Source organism: Galactobacillus timonensis (assembly GCF_900240265.1).
Classification (GTDB): Bacteria; Bacillota_I; Bacilli_A; order Erysipelotrichales; family Erysipelotrichaceae; genus Bulleidia; species Bulleidia timonensis.
Genome location: NZ_LT964739.1, coordinates 273,136 through 295,208 on the forward strand (window position 1 = coordinate 273,136; position 22,073 = coordinate 295,208).

Consider the following 22,073-nt stretch of genomic DNA (forward strand, 5'->3'; position numbering starts at 1 on the left):
CAAAATTATAGCATCTTAGACAACTGCCGAAACCCGCAGCGACCCGCAAGCTCACGATCAAACGTATCTGGCACAATCATCTGCACCTTCAGCTGCAGCTCTCCGGCCTTTTGAGCAAGATATTGCGCCGTTTCCGGTTTATTTTCAAGAATTTCAACGCCATCGAAGAACACGCCGTCCGCCAGCCCCTCATAGAACTCCAGAAGTTCCAGAAGAACACGGTATGCACCATCCCAGCGAATGTTTCCTTCCCCATCATAAAGAGGATTGTGATACCAGGCGTCTACCGCCTCCTGACGCTGCGGAAACGGCACATGGACAATCACCTTCACGCCGCCATGGTGACAGGCCCGCGAAAACTCCTTCCACGCCTTCGAAAGTTCATACTGCACAAAGAGAAGATAGAAGAGATCATCCTCCATCACCTTCAGATTCACGCCTTTTCCCTGCGGATAATCCCGATAGACACAGTCCCATTTCTTCCAGTCCCGTTCCTTCGTCTTCCGTGCAAACAGCTGATACAGAACGCCTGCCTGCACCTGATCATCAAACGCAAAGGAAGAAAAGTCATAGTCCGGACGAAAGCTGCGGTATGCCTGACGAATCATCCCGTCACGCTGCAGCGGCGACAGCACCTTCGCACCCAGCAGCCCCTCCTTCTGCAGCTGATCCGGTGACAGCAGGTCCTGACGCAGCAGATAGTGGGAAACGTCATTCTGTTCCTCCAGACAGCCGATATCCCACACGGTTCCAGGCACCAGATCATCCAGCATACGAAGCGCATGACGGTCAAAGCAGGATAACGTTTTCGAAAACAGCTCGCTCATGATTTATATTTTACATTCCATAGGCCCTCTCACCTGTAAAACTGCTTCTCATTCAGAATATTTCGTATAAAATAGGAAACGCAAAAAGGAGATATTCAAATGACCCTCGAACAAGAGCTGGTTTCACTGCTTGGCAAGCCGATTGCGGATGCCAAGCGCCGGGAACTTTACGCTGCCCTGCTCAAGCTTGTGAAGCAGAAGAGTGCAGAACGCCCCGTGACCTCCGGCAACAAGAAGCTGTACTACATCAGTGCAGAATTTCTGACCGGCAAACAGCTTGGCAAGAATCTCATCAATCTCAACCTCTATGACGAAGTTGATCAGCTGTTCAAGAAATATGGAAAGTCTCTTTCCAGTGTCGAAGATGTCGAAGAAGAGCCTTCGCTCGGCAATGGCGGCCTCGGCCGTCTTGCGGCCTGCTACCTCGACTCTGCCGCAACGCTGGATCTTCCGGCAGACGGCATGGGCCTGCGTTACCATTTCGGCCTCTTCAAGCAGGAATTCCGCGACCATAAGCAGTATGAAGTTCCGGACCGCTGGCTCTCGTCCCCGTCCGTTCTGACCAAGACCAATGTCAGCTACACCGTCGAATTCGGCAAGCTGAGTGTCAAGAGCCGCATGTATGACATGGATGTGCTCGGCTACAAGACCGGCCACAACATGCTCCATCTGTTTGATATCGATTCCGTCGACGAATCTCTCGTCAAGGAAGGCATCGACTTTGACAAGACGGCGATCGCCAAGAACCTGACCCTCTTCCTGTATCCGGATGATTCCGACGAAGACGGCCGCAAGCTGCGTATCTATCAACAGTACTTCATGGTATCGAACGCTGCCCAGTACATTCTCGACGAAGAAAAGAAGGCGGGACACAATCTGATGGATCTTGCCGACCATGTTGCGATCCAGATCAACGATACCCATCCTTCGATGGTCATTCCCGAACTGATCCGTCTTCTGATCAAGGAAGGCATTCCGTTCTACAAGGCCGAAGAAATCGTCACCAACGTCTGTGCCTATACGAACCACACAATCCTCGCCGAGGCTCTTGAAAAGTGGCCGTATGCCTATCTGCAGGAAGTCGTTCCACAGCTGATGCCGATTATCGGCGGCATGGACTTCGGCGTCGAATGCGCCTATAACAACAATCCGGATCTGCGCATCATCGATGCCGGCAACACCGTCCACATGGCACACATCGACATGCATTACGGACATTCGATCAACGGCGTCGCCGCACTGCATACCGATATCCTTAAGAAACAGGAACTCCGCCCCTTCTATAACATCTATCCGGAGAAGTTCAACAACAAGACCAACGGCATCACGTTCCGCCGCTTCATCATGCATGCAAATCCGGATCTGTCCCACAAGATTGATTCACTGCTGGGCGCAAGCTGGAAGAGCAATGCAACGGATCTCGAACGTCTGATGCAGTATTACAACGACGAGAACGTTCTCAACGCCTTCGCCGAAATCAAGCATAACAACAAGGAGCGCGCAGCCCAGTTTATTCTCGACAAGGAAGGCGTCGAAGTCGATCCTGACTCTGTCTTCGATGTTCAGGTCAAGCGTTTCCACGAATACAAGCGTCAGCAGATGAATGCCCTCTGGGTCATCTATGAATACTTCCGGATCAAGAGCGGCGTCACCTTCCCGCATCCGGTCACCGTCATCTTCGGCGGCAAGGCTGCACCTGCCTACTATCAGGCACAGGCAGTCATCCATCTGATTCTCTGCCTTCAGGAGCTGATCAACAACGATCCGCAGGTATCGAAGTATCTCAAGGTCGTCATGCTCAAGAACTACAATGTCGCCAAGGCTGAGAAGATCATCCCGGCTGCCGACATCTCGGAGCAGATTTCGCTCGCCTCCAAGGAAGCCAGCGGCACCAGCAACATGAAGTTCATGCTCAACGGCGCAATCACCCTTGGCACAATGGATGGCGCCAACGTCGAGATCAAGAACCTCGTCGGCGATGGCAACATCTATATCTTCGGCCGCTCCAGTGACGAGGTCATCAACCTCTACAACACAAACGGCTATCACGCCGAGGATTACTACAAGTATCACGAATCGATCCGCCGCTGCATCGACTTCATCACCAGCCCCGAAATGCTCGCCATCGGCGATGCGAAGCTGCTGGGCGATCTGAAGGACAACCTGATCCATAAGGACTGGTTCATGACACTGCTCGATCTTGAGTCCTACTGCAACGTCAAGGAAACCATGATCTATGACTACTCCGATCAGGAGCGCTGGAAGCGCATGAGCCTCGTCAACACGGCAAAGGCAGGCTTCTTCTCCTCCGACCGCAGTATCGCCGAGTATAACCGCGACATCTGGCATCTCAAGTAATCTTCACAGGCACATCAGCGCATGATGTGCCTTTTCTGTACCTTCGCATACAGAACCGGCATTTCGTCGGTTTCTGACGGTCTTGAACATGGAATAGCAGCGTGCTATAGTACTTAGCAGTCACGTTATGTGAGTGCTAACTTCAGGAGGCAATATGGCAAAGAAACAATTTAAAGCAGAATCCAAACGACTGCTCAATCTGATGGTCAACTCCATCTACACAAATAAGGAAATCTTCCTGCGCGAACTCATTTCCAATGCGTCCGACGCCCTCGACAAGCGCTGGTATCTCTCCCTGACCGACGATTCCAAACGCATCAACAAAGACGATCTCTGGATCAGAATTGAACGCAATAAGGACGCGCGCCAGCTCGTCATTGAAGACAGCGGCATCGGCATGGACAAGGACGAACTCGAAAAGAACCTCGGCACTATTGCCAAGAGCGGCTCCGCCGACTTCAAGGAACAGCTCGACAAGTCCACCGACTCCAATGTCGACATCATCGGCCAGTTTGGTGTCGGCTTCTACAGCGCCTTCATGGTCGCAAAGAAGGTTACGGTCGAATCCCGTTCCGTCAACAGCGACACCGCCTACCGCTGGGAGTCGGAAGGTGACGACGGCTACACTATCACCGAATGCGTCAAAGCCGAACCCGGAACCCGCATCACCCTCGATCTCAAGGATGATACCGACGATGTAAAGTACTCTGATTATCTTGAAGAATACAAGATCCGCGAACTCGTCAAGAAGTACAGCGACTATGTCCGCTATCCGATCAAGATGATGGTCACCAAGTCCGTCCCGGATCCGACCGACGACAAGAAGACCATTGAAACCCAGGAAGAGGAAACACTCAACTCCATGATTCCTCTTTGGAAGAAAAACAGGAAGGACATCAAGCCCGAAGAGTACAACGAATTCTACAAGGCAAAGTTCAACGACTGGCAGGATCCGCAGAAGGTGCTCCACTTCAACGTCGAAGGAAACATCTCCTATACAGCGATGCTGTTTCTGCCGTCGAAGGCTCCGTTTGACTTCTACAACGCCGACTACCAGCCGGGTCTGCAGCTGTATTCCAAGGGCGTCTTCATCATGGACAAGGCAAAAGATCTGATCCCCGAATGCTACCGCTTCATGACCGGCATCGTCGACTCTGAAGATCTGAGCCTCAATATTTCCCGTGAAATACTCCAGCAGGACAGCCAGGTCAAGGCTCTTGCCAAATCCCTCGACAAGAAGATTACGTCCTTCCTCAGCGACATGCTCAAGGATGAACGCGAAGACTACGAAAAGTTCTTCGACAACTTCGGCCTCAATCTGAAGTACAGCATCTACAAGTCCTTCGGCGCCGACAAGGAAAAGCTCCAGGACCTCCTGCTGTACCGTTCCAGCAAGGAAGACAAGTATGTCACCCTCAAGGAATATGAAGACCGCATGCCGGCAGATCAGAAGAGTATCTATTACGTCTGCGGCTCCTCGATCGAAGATATCAAGAAGCTTCCGGTCATGGCCGCCGTTCAGGACAAGGGCTATGAAGTTCTCTACTTCACCGATACCATCGACGAATTCGTCATCAGGATGATGCAGAACTACGACGGCAAAGACTTCAAGTCCATCACCGACGCCGATGCCGACTTCCAGTCCGAAGAGGAAAAGAAGGAAACCGAAAAGAAGGCCGACGAAAACAAGGATCTTCTCACAGCCATGAAGGATGCGCTGAACAATCAGGTCAAGGAAGTGCGCATCTCCTCACGTCTCAAGGATGATCCGGTCTGCCTCAGCTCCGATGAAGGCATGTCCATCGAAATGGAGAAGGTACTGTCACAGAACCCTGCCAACAAGGGAATGCGCGCAGAAAAGATTCTCGAGATCAACCCGAACCATCCGATCTTCGCAAAGCTGCAGAACGTATACAAGGAAAACCCGAAGGCACTGAAGAATTACGCCGAAGTGCTTTATGATCAGGCACGTCTCATTGAAGGTCTGCCGATCGAAGATCCGGCCGCTTACGCCAAGAAGATCGTCAATATGATGGTCAATGCCAGCGAACCCACCGAATCGGAATCGGAAAACAAGTAATCTACGCTCAGGAAAGACAGCGGCAATGAAATCTGCCGCTGTCTTCTTTTATTATTTACTTCCCGGCATCCGACTTTTCAGGCAGAGAAGACAATACCGTCGCTGCAAACATCAGCGCGCATCCCGCCACCTGCCTGAGACTCATCGCCTGATGCAGCAGCACAAAGCCAGCCAGTGCCCCGAACACAGATTCCAGACACAACAGAATGCTGGCCAGTGTTGGATCCGCATGTTCCTGACCCGCGATCTGCAGCGTATAGCCAAACCCCATTGAAACACAGCCCGCATACAGCAGCGGAACGATCGCATCCATGGCAGCGCCGATCGAGAACGGCTCCGTAAACAGCGAACCGACAAACGTCGTCACAGAGCACCCCAGAAACTGCAGACACGACATCCGCACCGCATCCGTCCTTGGCGCAAAGTAATCAATCGCAAGAATATGAAACGCAAACACGATCGAGCAGAGAAGCACATACACATCCCCGCCCGCCGGCTTCAGTGAACCCTGCATGCAAAGAAGATACAGGCCGCTCACCGCCAGCACAACCGAAACCCATGTTCGAACGCCAACCCTCTTTCCGAAGAAAATCGAGAATAACGGCACCTCAACGCAGTACAGCGCCGTCAGAAAGCTCGCCTTCCCAACCGTCGTATACATGACCCCGATCTGCTGCAGAATCGATCCACAGCCCAGAATCACTCCCGTCGCCACTCCGCCAAGCAGAAGATATTTCCTCTCCGTTTCATTCAGCTTTGTCTTTCCTGTCCGCTTTGCATGAATGTGCGCCACCGGAATCAGCACCAGAAAGGCCAGCAGCGAACGCATCCAGGTAAACGACCACGGACCGATCGAATCCATTGCACTCGACTGTGCCACAAAGCCGTTGCCCCAGATGAAGGCCGCCAGCAGTAACAGCAGCTCACTTTTCCGCCTTGTCTTCATCGCCTTCCTCTTTCATTCCTGTATAGGCACGATCAAAGGTGATGACGGTATAGATCTTTGGATCCCGGTTGGCAAAGTGCGCATCAATCGCCTTCTGGATATCCTCCTGGGAAGCGGAACAGCCATAGGGAATCAGAACATCAAACACCAGATTATTGTGATGCTCGCCGAACACCACCCGGAAATCATGCATCGAAAGCGATGGCGACAGTGACTCAAGCACCCGCTCCACCTCCGTACGATACCGATTGATCCGCGGATCATCAAGCACCACCGGATCCAGATGCAGCGTCATCGAAACATGCGTCTTCTCATAAATTTCCCGCTCCGCATTGTCGATGATTTCATGCGCATTCAGGAAATTCATGTTCGCATCCACTTCCGCATGCGCACTGCCAAACTGCTTCCCCGGACCGTAATCGTGAATGATCATATCGTGCACACCGATCACTTCCGGATGCGCCAGAATGATTTCACGGATCTTCTGTGTCAACTCATAGCTGGCCGGCTGACCGAGCAGACGCGAAATGATTTCCCGCGAAATTTCAACGCCCGACCACAGAATGAACAGCGACACCAGGACACCGGCCGCCCCATCAAAGGGAAACGAAGAAAACTGCGACAGAATCATGCCCGCAAGTACCGCCGCCGTCGTCACCACATCGTTGCGGCTGTCTTCCGCCGCCGCAATCATCGCAATGTTGTTCAGTTTCCTACCAAGCATCCGGTTGAAGCCCGCCATCCACAGTTTTACAAGAATGGACACAACAAGAATCACAACCGTATACACGCTGAACAGCACCGCCTCCGGATGCAGCAGCGACTCAATCGAAGAGCGCAGAAGCTCGAAGCCGACCACGAAGATGATGACCGCCACAATGAAGGACACAATGTACTCCATCCGCCCATGGCCGAAGGGATGTTCCCGGTCCGCCGGCTTCGCCGCCAGCTTATAGCCGAATAACGTAATCAGACAGCTCAGACAGTCGGAAAGGTTGTTGAACGCATCCGAAATAATGGAGATCGCACCAGACACAATGCCAAGAATCAGCTTCAGCGCAAACAGAAGAAGATTGCACACGATCCCGGTAAACGACGAAAGACGCCCGTACGCATAACGAACGTCTTCATTGTCAACATCATCCGGATTTTTTATGAACCAGCGAACCAGAAGTTTTCCCATATCTGCCACCACTCAATTCAGATTATTATAGCGGCATCATCACCTTTTTTCGATACCCGCAGCGCATGCGTACAACAAGCGCCGGAAGCCCCATCGCCACCAGCAGAACAACCGAACCAAGCCTGCCCGCCCCAGCCTCCAGGATCTGCTGCGGCAGAACAAACGCAATCACCAGCAAAGCCCCGTATCCCCGCAAAAGAAACGTAAGCGCCGGAACGATTGCCTTGCGGGAACTGCTGGACCACACACCCGTTACCACCGCATTCATCACCATCACAATCCCCAGACCGTACGCCGACGGATCCATGCCCACCATCTTCACCAGCAGGATTTCCACCAGGCTCGCCAGCACAATCTCCCCGCTCTTTCTCCACAAGCACTTCCAGGAATGCGCCCATACCGCAAGGAACGCGCCAAGAACCGCAAAATATACTGCCGCAGCCGTCTGCTGCCGCATCACATAGGCAAATGCCAATACCACCAGCGCCTCATGGAATACCATCTTCTGACTGTAGTTCATCGTGCTTTCCTCCGTTTCAACTGTCCAAAAGATAGCGTATTTCCAGAAAAGAACTGTACCGTTTATGGTACACTTCTCGAAAAGGGGAAAATTCTATGCAGGAAGCCGAACGAGCCCTCACCATCTGGCAGATCCTTCACGATGAAACTGATGAAGCTCATCCCATGTCCATGTCCACGATCATTGCCCGCCTTACGCAGAAAGGCATTCCTTCCCAGCGGCGCAGCGTCTACAGCGCCATTACCGCCTTAAGAAATCATGGCATGGACATTCGCTATGAGCACCGCAGCTATTATCTGAGACACGACTTTTCACCCGCCGAGATCACCATCCTTGCGGACAGTGTCCAGGATTCCGTCTCCCTTTCTTCCAGAGAGACGACGCTTCTGACAAAAAAGCTCAAAAACATGCTCAGTCTGCCTCAGCAGAAGGTTCTTTCCCTCAATCCGCCGTCCTCCTCCAAAAGCCGCAACGATGCCGTACTGAAAGCCATCAACCTCCTTCTTCAGGCCAGTGCGCATCATTATCCGGTCGGCTTCATTTACTACGACATCCAGCCGGACGGCTCAAAGAAGTACCGCCGCAGCAGCCGGCGCTATAACGAAGTTCCCTATGCCGTCATTTCCTCCGGGGGAAAGTTCTACGCCGTCCTTTACTCACCATTACACAAAGGCTTTGCCAACTACCGCATCGACAAGATGGAACGCATCACCGTCAAGGAAGAAGAAACGGAGCCCGTACGCTTCGACAAGGATGCATGGCTCGCCCGTTCCTTTGACATGTACGCCGGCACACCGGACACCATTACTCTGCGTCTGGATCCGTCGATGGCCCAGATCGTCTTCGACACCTTCGGGACGAGCGTCCTGATTTCGGAAATTACGGATTCGTATTTCATCGCCAACATCCGTACCGCCATCACTCCGACCCTGACTGCCTGGCTGCTGGAGTTCTATGACCGCTGCACCGTCCTGAAACCCGACGCCTTAATCCAGCAGATGCGCACCATCGCTATGACCATTGAGAATGCCTATAATAAGGGCGGAGGCAGATCATGACACAGAATCTCGCTGATAAAATCGCTTCACTTCAGACCATCATCGATCAGGCAAAGCACATCGTCTTCTTCACCGGAGCCGGTGTTTCCACCGACAGCGGCATCCCTGATTTCCGCTCCACCAACGGCCTTTACAACCAGACCTACAAATATCCGCCGGAAGAGATCATCTCCCACAGCTTCTTCGAAGAAAATCCCGAAGAGTTCTTCCGCTTCTACAAAGACCGGATGCTCTATCTCGATGCACAGCCCAACGAAGTTCACCGCTTCATTGCAGAATGCGAAAAGAAGGAGAAATCTCTCGGTGTCGTCACCCAGAACATCGACGGCCTGCATCAGAAGGCCGGATCGAAGCACGTCTATGAGCTGCACGGTTCCGTGCTGCGCAACTACTGCATGGACTGCAGCACCTTCTACAGTGCTGAATACATAAAAAACAGCGAGGGAATTCCCCGCTGTCAGAAGTGCGGCGGCATCATCAAGCCAGATGTCGTCCTTTATGAAGAAGGCCTCTCGCAGGCCGTGGTGGAAGGGGCTGTTGCGGCCATCCAGTCTGCCGACGTCATGATCGTTCTCGGCACGTCGCTGGTTGTCTATCCGGCCGCCGGTCTGATCCGCTACTTCTCCGGCAGACATCTGGTGCTGATCAACCGCGACGCAACTCCGTATGACTCGGATGCGGATCTTTTGATACAGGCACCGTTTGCGGACGTCTTCCCGCATCTCCACGTTTAGCGTTAATCTTCGCCGCTCACCAGCCCATTGAGATAATCGGCCGCATAGCAGACATAGATGCCCTCGGAATACCGCAGCGTATCCTCATCAATGTCATACATCGCATCATGCTGGGCAACCATCGTTGCCGGAAGCTTCGGATTTCCCGTGCCGATATAGGCATAGGCACCCGGAGCTTTTTCTATGAAGTCCGCAAAATTATCGCCGCTCATGGAAGCAGCACGCGACGTAACCAGATGATCCGCCCCAAACACGGCGGCAGCCGTCTTCTGCGCCTCCCTTGTTGCGACAGGATCGTTGATCACCGGCGCACAGTTGTCCCGGTTCTCAAAGTCCGCGCTGCCGCCGTACTGCTCAGCCGTGTTATGGACCAGCTTCTCAAAGTCGGCCAGAATCTTTCTGCGCACCTGCTGATCGAAGCAGCGCAGCGTCCCTTCAATGATGCCTTCCCCGGCGATCACGTTATAGGAATTGCCCGCCGAAATATGACCGATCCCAAGCAGAACATGCTGAAGAGGATCCACGCTGCGCAGCACACTCTGCGCATCCACGACGATCTTCGAAGCGATATACGCCGCATCAACGCCGCGGTGAGGCTGGGCGATATGCGCCCCGTGGCCGTGGACCGTGATCTTGAACTGGTCCGCGCTCGCATTGTTCGGCCCCGGTACCAGCGCGATCTTACCGGCTTCAAGATTACTTGCCATATGGACCGCAAACGTACGGTCAGCGCCGTCGATGACGCCTTCCCGGATGATGTTGCGCGCCCCGTAGCCGATCTCTTCACCCGGCTGGAAGACGATGATGATCTTTCCCGGGAAACGGTCGCGATGTTCGTTCAATATTTTCGAAGCACGCAGAAGTGCCGAAGTCTGCGCATCATGTCCGCATGCATGCATCACGCCGGGAACGGTACTTTCATATTCACAATGGTGTGTCTCCCTCACCGGCAGCGCATCGATATCCGCCCGCAGCACGATCGTCTTCCCTTCGCCCTTTTCGCCCCGGATCACAGTCCATACGCCGGTTCCGGCCGTTTCATGGGGCTCGAGACCATAGGAGCGAAGCTCCTCTTCAATCTTCTTCTGTGTCCCGTATTCTTTTGTGGAAAGCTCCGGATGGGCATGGAACCAACGGCGCAATGCCACTACCTCTTTCTGATCAGCCAGCACTTCCCTGTACAGAAGTTCCTCAAGTTCATTCATTTTCAAAATCTCCTTCCAAAAGGGCGGAAGATCCGCCCCGTATCACGTTTCTCAGTCAAGCTTTCCAGCCAGAGTCTTCAGTTCATCCAGCGTCGAAGCCTTCTTGGAATACAGTGTCAGCGGCGCAATCAGCGTATCACCGATTGCCGTGATATCATAGCCTGCCGCATCGATTTCACTCTGCAGATAAGCCTTGTGCTGGAAGGAGTTGAGATCAATGTCACCTGCATTCAGCGCATCGTTGGGAACATCGTAGGAATCAAACTGCTGCAGCTCAATGTAGATGCCCGCATTCTCATCATCGAGAACCTTCTGAACCGCCTTCCACTGCTCGTTGTTCGCGCCGCAGACGCCGACTGTCACAACCGTCTTGCCATCGGAGCCGGACTCATAGGAATCGACTTCTTCAACAACCTTGTCCTTGTTGGCTTCTGCCTCATCTTTGTCATAGTCAAATGCCGGATAATAGGTATCCTGATATTTGCCAAGCAGATAATCCGCAACATACTGTGTCTGATACGCTTCAACGATCGTCTTGTAGGTTTCGTTATCCTTGTCAGCAGTACGGGCAACGATGACGTTGACATAGGGGTTGTCGCCGCTTTCACCCTGGTCCTCAATGATAAGACCATCACGTTCCGGATTCAGTCCTGCCGGAATCGCATAGGTACCGTTGATCGTCGCAGCGCCAAGATCATCCAGCGACTGCGGCAGCGTCTCGGCCGACTGCGGAACGATTTCAATGTTATAGAGATACTTGGTGATGTCCTTGAGCTCCGGAGAATAGCCGGCAGCCGGATCCACCTCGATCAGACCTGCGGATTCAAGAAGCTTGATGGCACGGGCGCCGTTGGTCGCATCATCCGGAATCGCAATCTGCAGCGGTTCGCTGGATAGGGCAGCGGTATCCGAAGACGCTGCTGCAGAAGATGATGGAGATGCTGTGGAGGCGGAAGAAGATCCGCATGCCGCAAGTGTGGAGAATGCCAGTACTGCCGATAATGCCTTGAATGTCTTGTTCATTTTTCTTTTCCTCTTTTCCTTTTTCTCGTATTTCTGCGATGTTTTACGTCGCACGGGTAATTCAGTTTCCTACTGCTTTATTTTTCTGCGGATCAGGGCACGGTTGGTTGTCTTGCGTGCCAGTACGTTGCCGAGCGTCTGTATCAATGAAACAATCACCAGCAGCACGATGACGCAGACGTTGACGATATCCTGATGATGCTGCGACTGTCCGTAGTTGATGGCGAAGCTTCCGATGCCGCCGGCGCCGACCGCACCAGCCATCGTGGTGAGACCGATCAGACTGATGGCTGTGATCGTTGTGACGCGGATCAGCTCCGGAACGGCTTCATGAATGTAAACGCCCCAGACGATTTCAACGGAAGAACATCCCATGGACCGTGCTGCCTCGATCTTGCCCGGATCAACGTTGGCAAGTGACGTTTCAATCTGCCGCGTATAGAAGGGCACCGTTCCGAAGATCAGCGGAATGATCGCACCCTTGACGCCGACGGCCGTACCGACAACGGCCCGGGTGAACGGCATCAGGAAGATCATCAGGATCACAAACGGAATGGAGCGGAACACGTTGATGAAGATCTCAACGATCCGGTGCACCGTCCGGTTGGGACGGATGCCGCCATCCTGCGTAACAATCAGGAGAATGGCGAAGAAGAAACCGAACAGGAAGATGAAGATCCCCGCCAGCAGAAACATCTGCACCGTTGCCGAGAGGGACTTTATAAACTGGTCCCAGTAAGCAATCAGATTCGGCACCAGGCTCGTCCAGTCAATCATTGTTCAGCACCTCCACTTTCACTTTGCACTGGCGCATGAAGTCGATGGCGGCACTGATGTCATCCGGGTTGCCCTTGATCTTGACCACCATTCGTCCAAGCGGCTTATCCTGCAGCAGCTCCACATTGGCAAGCACGATATTGAGATCGACGTGATAGCGCCGCGACACATCCGAGATCATCGCATCGCCTACACACTCCGTATCAAACAGCAGCCGCAGCAGCCGGCTGTCGCTGGTTGTCGACACAAGCGAACTGTCCTCCTTGAGCAGGCGGTCAAGATTGGCAAATCCGTTCGATGCGCTGACGAAGCGCTTCGTGATCGGCTCCACGGGAGTGGAGAAGATGGAATAGACGGGGCCTTCTTCGACAACGCTGCCGCCGTCCATCACCGCAACCCGATCGCAGATATTCTTGATGACGGCCATCTCATGGGTAATGAGGATGATCGTCAGCCCCAGTTTCCTGTTCAGATCCTCCAGCAGCTCAAGAATCGATTCCGTCACATCCGGATCAAGGGCACTGGTCGCTTCGTCGCTGAGCAGGATCCTGGGATCCATGGCCAGAGCACGGGCGATGGCGACACGCTGTTTCTGGCCCCCGGACAGTTCGCTGGGATAGGAATCTGCACGATCACTCAGTCCGACCAGCCGCAGCTCCTCAAACACCTTGTCGTGAATTTCCTGTTTCGTCTTTCCGCTGTGCTTCAGAGGGAAGGCGACGTTTTCATAGACGGTGCTGCGGTCGAGAAGGTTGAAGTGCTGGAAGATCATGCCGACATGCTTGCGCAGATCCTTGAGGTCGCTTTCTTTGACAGGATGCTGGTTGTCCACTGTCGCAGTCTGTCCGTCTGCCGTGTGGTAGAGAACACCGCTGCGGGCGGTATAGGTACCGAAGCCGCTGAATGTGATCTGTCCCTCATCCGGTATTTCCAGAAAATTAAGACATCGTACCAGCGTCGACTTTCCGGCGCCGGAGTAACCGATGACGCCATAGATGTCACCATCCCCGATCTTCAACGACACCTCCTTCACTGCCGCAATCGTCTGATCCTTGAGATGAAATGTTTAAAGCCGGTTTTGCACAGTGTTGCACTTAACACTTGAATAACGGCTATTTCTTCGCAAATACATCTCTGTATTTCAGAGTTTCTCGTGTATTGATCTCGAGCTCCAGCAACTTTTTGATCTTTTCCAGTTGGTCTTCCGGTGGATTCACAATGAAAGCAAATATGTTCAGATAATCATTCAGATCATCTCTTTTGAACCCACTGTGGGCACGCAGAAATTTCTGCAGAAGATTGTGCATCTGGTTTACTGTGTTCAGAGGATTCTCATTATCCGGAAGCCGCTTGATCTTTTTGGAATCGTGTTCTTCATTCTTCAAGCCCAATTTTCTGACCAGCATTCTATGCCCTGGATCTTTATCTGTGACAAGTTGTGAACCAGGTTTGATATGATCTTTCAAAGCATCATAAATCGTTTCTGCTTTTGGCTGACCTCGTCCAATGTATGTGACGTAGGTTTCCACGCCGGTGGTAGCTACAGCGATGCAGATCTGATTTATTGAGTGTCCTCTCAAGCGTTGACCGTTTTCCTTTCGGATAATGTCTTCACTGCGTACGGGAAGATATGTTTCATCATAGTAGATGCGGCCGCTTAATACGATGTTCTTCTGGCAGTCTTTAAGAAGAATACCAGTTTTGAGGAACCAGTATTTCGCAGTTGTCGCGGCATTTTTGTTATTCCATGAATCAGAGGACAAGCTTTCAAACCGGAAAAGATTACGCCAGTAATCTATCAATTCCGCAATCTGAATTTTATGGTTTTCCAGCAAGGTTCCTGTGGTCACCGTATAGGAATGGTGACAATGATTGCAGTAATAGCGCTGAATACCATTGCTAGTATGTCCGGCTCTTCTTATCGAGCCTGATCCGCACAAATGGCAGTTAGTGACTTCTATGGAATTCAAGAGATCGATCTCCGATGAACCTTTCAAAGAGGCATGTCTTTGTTCATACAGGATATTTACTTGATCACGAATAAAATTCTCAGTAGCTGAACGATCGTCAAAATCGTCCCAGGGCGTCTGCCTCCGAGATTTTGTATGGTATTTGTTATTCATGGGTGGTGGCCATGTTTTCAGGCAGACAGCCATGCCTGGCCACCACGCACGATTGCACAGCTGCCTGCCTGAAAATAATCTTTCTAGATCCTCACGGATCATTCAGATTATACAATCAGTGCAACACTGTGCAAAACCGGCTTTAATGTTTTTGATACATTGCGTATTTCAATCATGACCCCCTCCGTACAAAAAAACGTCCTCATCATGCCTATGCATGACAAGGACGAAAACAGTTCCGCGTTACCACCTTGTATTTACAGATACATCACTGCACCTGCCTCACAGAGTACCAACATACCCTTTTCCTGTAACGGGAAATCCCGTCATGGCCTACTCTCGTTCAGCCATGCAGCTCCAAGACCATCTTCACCAGCCTTCAGCCTGATCCCTTTCACCAAGCGGGAACTCTCTGCTAAGACGTTCAGCGGGTTACTCTTCTCTTCGTCGCTTTCTGATTGAAAGTTTATCCACGGCCATTTGGGATGTCAATGAAAGAAATAAAGAAAAAATCCTCATTTGCACCAGGGTGGTATTCATAGGCTTATTTATTGACATTTTTAGCCATCCGGTCCCGATATCGCACTTTTCCTGGTGCGTTTAGCGCCATGTTGAGAAATAAGTCGATCTTTTCATACCTGTTGTCCGGCTTGGAAAGAATGAACCAGATCAGATTCATCCAGTCTTGTAGATCTTCTCTGTTGTATCCTCCATGCATGCGCATGTATTGCTTTACCAGAGCATGAAGGTTGTTGATCTTGTCTAACGGATTCTTTTCGTCAGGCAATCCCTTCGTTTCTTTTGTGAGATGGATCTCTTCTGACAGACCCAGTTTCTCGATCAGAACAGAATGAGAATTGTCACCATCATGAATCAGTTCGGAGCCTGGCTGTATATGATTTCCGAGCGCCGCCCATGTGCTTTTGCGGGAGGGCTTGGAGACATGTTCAACTATGATGAGGTTTGTCCCGTGCCCGTCGTGTGCTGCGACAACACAAATCTTATTCTTTGATATGCCGCGAAGTTTCTTTCCGTCTTTCGTAATCGTTCTTCTCTTTATGACAGGGAAGAACATTTCATCAAGGTATATTTTCCCTTTGAGCACAATGTTATCCTGAATTCCATTCAGAACGAAAAATACCTTTTTCAGCCAGTATCTGCCTGTGCTTTCGGCGTTTCGATTATCCCTGGCAGATGAATTAATAGAATGAAATTCAAACAGATACAGAAGATATTCAATCCATTCGGAGATTGGAATCTTCCGATCATCAAATATTGTGTTGGTAATAGGTGAAAACTTATGCCCGCAATCATGGCAGAGGTAACAGCGCATGCCATTCTTATAAAAACCATACTTAATGAAATTCGTGCTGCCGCAATGCGGGCAGGATTCAATATTTCTGTTATTCAGAAATTTGATTTCATCTGCCGAAAACTCTGGGTGTTTGGCATCATACCATTCGTGAATGGTATGGGAAATGAGCTTTTGAGAATCTGAAATGTCATGGTACTTGTCCCATTCGAGCTTTCTCAAAGACCGTCCCCAGAAGTGACGGTTCTTCTTGAAATTATTCATTTGTTTGGCGGTTTGAAGTTTCCAGGAGTTGACTAACGAAACCGCCAAGTCAGCGCTAATCAACTCCTGGAGACTTCCTGATCTGTCCCCTTTCCAGGACACGATCATTATAGCCCGGGATCAGAACTGCAACCCGTTCTTCCACCACCTTGGTGCAAATGAGGATTTATAAAGAATTTCTGAAAAGTCGAAAACAAAGAAATAAAAGATGAAACATTTTTCAAGCAAGTAATCAGGCAGCCTGCATCTGATGTGCCCGCTTCTCATCGGCAATGACATGTTCTGCATGAAGATAGGCAAGACGGCACGTCGGAAGAATGTACAGATCGGCCGCAATCCAAGCAGCCGGATCGGCAAAGCAGACCGCCGTATAGCCGTACTTCGGCACCAGCAGAACACTGATTGCAATCCGGGCAATCATCTCAAATACGCCGGACAATATCGCCCGCCGCGACCAGCCAAGCCCCTGTGTAGAATAGCGGAACACATTGAGAAAGCCCAGAATCACAAAGAACTTCGAAATCGTACGCAGATACTGGGCACCTGCCGCAATAACCGCCTGGTTGTCCGCAGAGACGAAAATCGAAACAAAGAACGGCGCAAACAGCTGCATCAGTATGCCGCTGGCAATTCCCCACACCGTCGCCGCAGCTCCACCGACCAATAATCCTCTCCGGATCCGGTCCGCATCACCATAGCCGTAGTTCTGTGACGCAAAGGTACATACCGCCGTCGCCAGCGCATCAAAGGGACACTGCATCACATTGTTGATCTTCGAACCGGCCGCAAACCCGGACACATACGTCGTTCCCAGCGTATTGTTCGCCGTCTGCATCACCATACAGCCAATGGCCGTGATCGAATACTGCAGTCCCATCGGCACACCCATATTGAGCATCCGCAGCGCATGACTGCGGTCCAGTTTCCTCTCATCTCTGCGGATATGAAGCACCTCATACTTCTGTACAACGACCGCAAGACAAAGCAGACCCGAAAGTCCCTGCGAAAAGATCGTCGCAAACGCTGCGCCGCTTACGCCCCACTTCAGCACCAGAATGCAGAAGAAGTCGAGGCCGATATTCAACAGAGAACTGAAGGCAAGAAACAGAAACGGCGTCCGGGAATCGCCAATCGCCCGCAGAATCGCGCTGATGTAGTTGTACAGCAGCGTACAGGGAATACCAAGAAAGATGATGAGCAGATAGCTGCAGCTGTCCGCAAAGATTTCAGCAGGCGCCTTGAGCATCGTGATGATTCCACGGCACAGCAGCGCACACACAATCGTCAGCACAATGGCGAAGACGGCCGTAATCACTGCGCCGTGATAAACGTACCGCCGCATTTCAGAATGACGCCCGGCTCCGAATTCGGTCGCAATCGGAATCGCAAAGCCGCAGGCAATGCCGATGCAGAAGCCGAGCACCAGAAACTGAACCGAACTCGATACGCCAACCGCCGCCAGCGCATTGGCCCCGAGCGTCTGCCCGACAATCGCCGCATCCGCCATGTTGTAAGCCTGCTGAAACAAATTTCCAAATAACAGCGGCAGCATAAACCGCATGATCAGAGGAAACGGCTTTCCTTCTGTCAACGATCCACTCATATCCATTCCCCCCCCCGCATGTTGTATGCGCGAAATGAAATTATAGAATCTTCCGCACCTGTGTAAAGAAAAAACGCATAAGAAAACCAGCGCCGCAGCGCTGGCATAGATACAGGATCAAGCGGCCTCGGCAGCCTTCTTCCTTCTGGCTGCCGGCTTCTTCTTTGACTCCTTTGTGTCCTTCTGGCTGACAGCCTTTTCGACTTCCGCATTGAAGTAAGCCTTGCAGTCTTCGGGACTCATGTTCAGGACATAGGACAGCTCATTGTACAGATAGGTCTCCGCCTTATCGAGATACTCTTCATCAATGCTCGCCGTCTTCTTGTGATTCTGTTCCCGCATCGCATTGCGCATGTAGGTCGTCTTAATGACGGTGATCAGATCCTCCAGAGAATCCCCCTTCATCACGGCCGCATACTGCGAACGCATATTGGCAGGCTTTGACTCAAGTGTATCCACATCCGGGACCTTCTCGATCAGCTCCTGCAGCTGCTTCTTCGTGATCAGATTGCGCAGGTGTCCGCCCTTGTTGGAAACAGGCACGGTCATTGTCATACTTCCGTTTGCCTGAACCATCGGCTCCAGTACATAGCAATCCTCTCCGGTGAGCGGATGCTTGGCCATGCCAACGACTTTGCACACATTCCGGCGGTAAACTACAGTATCTCCGACTTTATACATGCAGAGACCTCGCTTTCTATTAACCGGTTAAATTGTAGCACATTTTCACAATTTCTGCGATATATGCTTGCATGGTAGCTCACTCAACCGTAACTGATTTGGCGAGATTCCGCGGCTTATCAATATCCCTTCCCTTTTCCTTCGCAGCCGCATACGCAAACAATTGCAGCACGATCGCCGCCGGAATGCTCACGAGCTCCGGATCACATTTCGGCAGCCGCACGACATGCGTAAAGCCGCTGGCATCCGCATCGGGATTCGTCACCAGAATGACCCGTGCCCCACGGGCAATCGTCTCCTGAATATTCGAGATCGTCTTGGCCGCAACATCCGGCTGCGTCGCCAAGGCAATTACGATCGTACCGTTCTCGATCAAGGCAATCGGACCATGCTTCAGCTCGCCAGCATAATAGGCATCCGCATGAATGTACGATATTTCCTTCAGCTTCAATGCCCCTTCCAGTGCACTTGGATAGTCGAGCTGTCTGCCGATGAAGTAGGCATCCCGCTGATCCTTCAGATACGCCGCATACGACGTCATCTGATCTTCAAGGGACAGTGCCGCTTCCGCAGCCGCCGGCAGCTGCGACAGCTCCCTGAGACGATCCTCCAGATCATCCACCGGATCCCCGGTCAGCTGCGCAATCTTCAAATCCACCAGATGCAGCAGAACCAGCTGCGTCGTATAGGCCTTCGTCGACGCTACCGAGATCTCCGGCCCCGCACAGGTATAGAGAACCGCATCACACAGCCGCGCAATCGAAGAGCCCAGCACATTGACAACGCCCAGCGTCGGGCAGTGCATCTTCTTTGCCAGCTTGATGGCCGCAATCGTATCTGCCGTTTCACCGGATTGCGAAATGGCGATCACCAGCGTATGTTCATCGATCCGCGGATGGGCATAGCGAAACTCACTCGCCGGAAGGGCATGGGCATAGAGCGGCGTCAGACGCCGTAACAGTGTCGAAGCATAAATGCCCGCATGATAAGCCGTCCCGCAGGCGATGAAGACAACCTCCCGCAGCATCGTCCAATCAACGGCCATTGCCTCCAGCTCATTCAGCTTCAGCTCATGCGCCCCGATTCTTCCCCGAAGCGTTTCACGGATCGCTTCCGGCTGCTCATGGATCTCCTTAAGCATGAACGAGTCATAGCCGCCCTTCTGTGCCGCTTCAAGATCGTACGGAATTTCCACCGGCACCAGCGGTTTCTCATTGCCGTCCGCATCGAACAGCTTCACTCCGTCCGGCCGCAGCACTGCCATATCCCCATCGTCCATCAAACAGATCTGATGTGTATAGGCGAGCATCGCCGGCGCATCGGAAGCACAGAAGGAACCCGCTTCATTGTGTCCAAGCACCATCGGACTTTCCTTGCGCGCCGTATAGATCGTATCGGGTTCAAAGGCTGTCACAATGCACAGGGCCCAGCTGCCCTCCAGCTGCCCCAGCGTCTTCTTCAGTGCCTCGAGCATCACACCGCTCTGTCTGTATTCATAATCGAGCAGATGAACGACGGCTTCACTGTCGGTTGCCGACTGAAAGACATAGCCAAGCCTTTCAAGCTTCTCCTTCAGAGCAGTGTAATTTTCAATGATGCCGTTATGAACCAGGGAAATGGTGCCGTCCGCATTCGTATGGGGATGCGCATTGAGATTGCTCGGAACGCCATGCGTCGCCCAGCGCGTATGGCCGATGCCGCAGGTCTGGTTACAGTTCTTCTGGTCGATGATTGCTTCCAGCTCCTTGAGGCGGCCTTTGGCCTTCCACGTTTTCAGACCCGTACCATCCGCAAGTGTAATGCCCGCCGAATCATAGCCCCGGTATTCCAGCCTGGCCAGACCCTGCAGTAAAAATGGCAAAGCACGTTCTTTGCCGGTGAATCCTGCGATTCCACACATAAAAAGATATCCTCCGTTTTGACTGCGAAGGATACCGAATGGATCTGTTCAGCCCTCACGGACTGTTTTTTCCCATTGTTCAGGCCGTATCCAGCCTCCGGGCCATCCGCCGAATATTTCGATCGGCCCGGTCCTCGTCAACTGCTGAACATCAGCAGTCCAGGCGCTCCGTTTCACTACAATTCATTCGCAGTAACCGTATTATACCGCAAACGGTCCCCGCCGGAAAACGCCTAGAGCACCTGCACCAGGAAGAACTTCAGATAGTCCGTCTCCGGGATCGAAAGAATCACCGGATGATCAAAGGCCGCATGACGCTCCTCAATGACACGCACCGATACGCCGGCCGCCCTGCCCGCATCCTTGAGCATTTCACGGAACTCCTGGGTCGGCATGAAGTGCGAGCAGCTCGCTGTCGCAAGATACCCGCCCCGCGGCAGCAGCCGCATCGCCAGCGTATTGATCTTTTCATAGCCCGTACGTGCATGTTCAAAGGTGCGGCGGCTCTTGGTAAAAGCAGGCGGGTCGAGAATGATGAAATCATAGTACGCATGTTCACTCACCAGCTTCGGCAGCAGTTCCATCAGATCCGCCTGCACGAATTCGATGTCATCCTCCATGTGATTGAGAGCCGCATTCTCCTTCGCCATCGCAAGTGCACTTTCCGAAATATCGACTGCCGTCACATGCGAAGCACCGCCGGCAACTGCATTCATCGCAAATGATCCGGTGTGCGTGCAGCAGTCCAGAACCTTTCTGCCCTTTGCCAGCGGACGGATCGCCACCCGGTTGTACTTCTGATCCAGGAAGAAACCGGTCTTCTGTCCGTTTTCTACGTCAACTTTGTACAGGATCCCGTTTTCATTGATGACGGTGATGCAGGAATCCGGATGGCTTTCCCCATACCATCCCTTGTACTGGGGCAGACCCTCCTTCTTTCGCAGTTCGCCTTCGTTGCGCTCATAGATGCCATGGATCTCTTCTCCCATTGCCCTGAGTTCAGTAAGCAGAGCATCGTAGATCACATTCTTCTTCTGTTCTGTGCCATAGCTCAGTACTTCGGATACGAGAATGTCATTGTAGCGGTCCACTGTCAGCCCCGGCAGACCGTCCGCCTCCCCATGAATCAGGCGGCAGGCCGAGAACTGATCACCCATCACATCCTTGCGATAGGAAAGTGCATAGTGTACGCGGCGCGCAAAGAAGGCATCCGAAAAGGTTTCGTTAGCGTTGTTGTCCAGAATCCGGATTCGGATCTGTGAAAGCTGCGACCAGAAGCCGGTCCCAAGATAGTTTCCTTTGGCTCCCGTCACATCGACCAGACTGCCGTTTTCAACCGCTTCCGGCTGCGCAGTAATTTCTTCGGCATAGACCCATGGGTGGCCCTCCTTAATCCGGTTCTCCTGCTTCCGGGTGACGGTGACAGCTGGAAATGGTCTTGGTTTTTTCATAATGCGTCTGCCTCTTTCTGTTCCTACC

Annotated in this window: 18 protein-coding genes and 1 other annotated feature; of the genes, 4 read left to right on the top strand and 14 right to left on the bottom strand. The window is 52.2% G+C overall.

The annotated features are described in order from the left end of the window. Positions 1-5: 5 nt before the first annotated feature. Entirely contained in the window at positions 6-827 is an 822-nt protein-coding gene (locus C1714_RS01295; RefSeq protein ID WP_102341490.1) for a 4-alpha-glucanotransferase, read from the bottom strand. A 99-nt stretch (positions 828-926) separates the two neighbouring features. Here C1714_RS01295 and C1714_RS01300 point away from each other — a divergent pair, with 99 nt between their 5' ends. Further along, entirely contained in the window at positions 927-3,185 is a 2,259-nt protein-coding gene (locus tag C1714_RS01300) for a glycogen/starch/alpha-glucan phosphorylase (RefSeq protein WP_102341491.1), read from the top strand. A gap of 154 nt (positions 3,186-3,339) precedes the next feature. After that, entirely contained in the window at positions 3,340-5,265 is a 1,926-nt protein-coding gene (htpG, locus tag C1714_RS01305) for a molecular chaperone HtpG (protein ID WP_102341492.1), read from the top strand. A gap of 55 nt (positions 5,266-5,320) precedes the next feature. Here the strand turns inward: htpG and C1714_RS01310 are convergent, their stop codons facing one another. The 3 genes from C1714_RS01310 to C1714_RS01320 are packed head-to-tail and all read right to left on the bottom strand — an operon-like array spanning position 5,321 to position 7,914. After that, positions 5,321-6,211, bottom strand: a complete 891-nt coding sequence (locus C1714_RS01310) for a DMT family transporter (protein WP_102341493.1) — start codon at positions 6,209-6,211, stop codon at positions 5,321-5,323. Continuing rightward, a complete protein-coding gene (locus tag C1714_RS01315; RefSeq protein ID WP_102341494.1) occupies positions 6,189-7,394 on the bottom strand; it encodes a cation diffusion facilitator family transporter in 1,206 nt (401 codons plus the stop codon). The genes C1714_RS01310 and C1714_RS01315 overlap by 23 nt, the downstream gene beginning before the upstream one ends. 25 nt (positions 7,395-7,419) lie before the next feature. After that, positions 7,420-7,914 carry a hypothetical protein gene (locus C1714_RS01320; RefSeq protein WP_102341495.1) on the bottom strand — a complete coding sequence of 165 codons (495 nt, stop codon included), beginning with the start codon at positions 7,912-7,914 and terminating at the stop codon, positions 7,420-7,422. A gap of 95 nt (positions 7,915-8,009) precedes the next feature. Here C1714_RS01320 and C1714_RS01325 point away from each other — a divergent pair, with 95 nt between their 5' ends. Next, on the top strand, positions 8,010-8,972 hold the full coding sequence (locus tag C1714_RS01325) for a helix-turn-helix transcriptional regulator (RefSeq protein ID WP_102341496.1): 963 nt from the start codon (positions 8,010-8,012) through the stop codon (positions 8,970-8,972). After that, positions 8,969-9,706, top strand: a complete 738-nt coding sequence (locus C1714_RS01330) for an NAD-dependent protein deacylase (protein ID WP_102341497.1) — start codon at positions 8,969-8,971, stop codon at positions 9,704-9,706. Before C1714_RS01325 ends, C1714_RS01330 begins: the two co-directional genes overlap by 4 nt. A 2-nt stretch (positions 9,707-9,708) precedes the next feature. On the opposite strand, the gene C1714_RS01335 is transcribed toward C1714_RS01330, so the two are convergent. From C1714_RS01335 to C1714_RS01380, 10 genes are all read right to left on the bottom strand, one after another. Next, a complete protein-coding gene (locus C1714_RS01335) occupies positions 9,709-10,911 on the bottom strand; it encodes a M20 metallopeptidase family protein (RefSeq protein ID WP_102341498.1) in 1,203 nt (400 codons plus the stop codon). 51 nt (positions 10,912-10,962) lie between these two features. Beyond that, the gene (locus C1714_RS01340) at positions 10,963-11,934 is read right to left on the bottom strand and encodes a MetQ/NlpA family ABC transporter substrate-binding protein (RefSeq protein ID WP_102341499.1); all 972 of its coding nucleotides are present in this window, start codon (positions 11,932-11,934) and stop codon (positions 10,963-10,965) included. Positions 11,935-12,003: 69 nt separating this feature from the next. Further along, positions 12,004-12,711, bottom strand: coding sequence for a methionine ABC transporter permease (locus C1714_RS01345; protein WP_102341500.1), 708 nt, complete (start codon positions 12,709-12,711; stop codon positions 12,004-12,006). Then, positions 12,704-13,735, bottom strand: coding sequence for a methionine ABC transporter ATP-binding protein (locus tag C1714_RS01350; RefSeq protein ID WP_280952007.1), 1,032 nt, complete (start codon positions 13,733-13,735; stop codon positions 12,704-12,706). Before C1714_RS01350 ends, C1714_RS01345 begins: the two co-directional genes overlap by 8 nt. Positions 13,736-13,823: 88 nt before the next feature. Next, on the bottom strand, positions 13,824-14,936 hold the full coding sequence (locus C1714_RS01355) for a transposase (RefSeq protein WP_102341502.1): 1,113 nt from the start codon (positions 14,934-14,936) through the stop codon (positions 13,824-13,826). Between the two features lie 117 nt (positions 14,937-15,053). Beyond that, positions 15,054-15,291, bottom strand: a binding site (T-box leader). 87 nt (positions 15,292-15,378) lie between these two features. After that, the gene (locus C1714_RS01360) at positions 15,379-16,410 is read right to left on the bottom strand and encodes an IS1/IS1595 family N-terminal zinc-binding domain-containing protein (protein WP_102341503.1); all 1,032 of its coding nucleotides are present in this window, start codon (positions 16,408-16,410) and stop codon (positions 15,379-15,381) included. A gap of 232 nt (positions 16,411-16,642) precedes the next feature. Further along, positions 16,643-18,013: an MATE family efflux transporter gene (locus tag C1714_RS01365; RefSeq protein ID WP_102343114.1), complete on the bottom strand. Its 1,371-nt coding sequence runs from the start codon at positions 18,011-18,013 to the stop codon at positions 16,643-16,645. A gap of 117 nt (positions 18,014-18,130) precedes the next feature. Then, positions 18,131-18,694 carry a CarD family transcriptional regulator gene (locus tag C1714_RS01370; protein WP_102341504.1) on the bottom strand — a complete coding sequence of 188 codons (564 nt, stop codon included), beginning with the start codon at positions 18,692-18,694 and terminating at the stop codon, positions 18,131-18,133. 79 nt (positions 18,695-18,773) lie between these two features. Then, positions 18,774-20,594: a glutamine--fructose-6-phosphate transaminase (isomerizing) gene (gene glmS, locus C1714_RS01375; RefSeq protein WP_102341505.1), complete on the bottom strand. Its 1,821-nt coding sequence runs from the start codon at positions 20,592-20,594 to the stop codon at positions 18,774-18,776. A gap of 233 nt (positions 20,595-20,827) precedes the next feature. Beyond that, the gene (locus C1714_RS01380) at positions 20,828-22,045 is read right to left on the bottom strand and encodes a class I SAM-dependent rRNA methyltransferase (protein ID WP_102341506.1); all 1,218 of its coding nucleotides are present in this window, start codon (positions 22,043-22,045) and stop codon (positions 20,828-20,830) included. Positions 22,046-22,073: the final 28 nt, after the last annotated feature.